1 pseudogene is annotated in these 357 nt (G+C 48.7%); it reads right to left on the bottom strand.

Annotated features, from left to right (window positions below):
- Positions 1 to 246 (bottom strand): annotated as a pseudogene (locus ACSZPU_RS26405) (hypothetical protein); the annotation flags it as partial.
- Between the last annotated feature and the right edge of the window lie 111 nt (positions 247 to 357).

Raw genomic sequence — 357 nt, 5'->3', positions numbered from 1 at the left:
ATTATCGAGTTCGGTGACCGCCTGGACGGTCACTTCTGAGAAAAGGCATTTACACAGAATCGTGTACAGGGTCAGGCGTCCTGATACAAGTGTGACGAAATCCCTGACAGCTGGTTTAAAACGTATTGCAATAGGGCTGCCAGACGTTTTCTTTCCGTCCGAAAGCTGGGCTACCAGCTGCTGCATATTTTCATCCCGTTCAGTGATGATACTGGCAAGGATGGAGGTGACGTTCAGACGGTTCATATAATTTCCCGGTGTTGGCTAATACATTAATTCGACTTGGCGGATTCAACTCCGAAGTGCAACGCTAAGCCGCCAATCTTAGCTCTGCAAACACCACAGACGGTTGCCTGA

Source organism: Phytobacter sp. V69 (assembly GCF_965644215.1).
Lineage (GTDB): Bacteria > Pseudomonadota > Gammaproteobacteria > Enterobacterales > Enterobacteriaceae > Phytobacter.
Note: the sequence above shows the minus strand (reverse complement) of the source record. Positions and strands in the feature narration are given on the sequence as shown.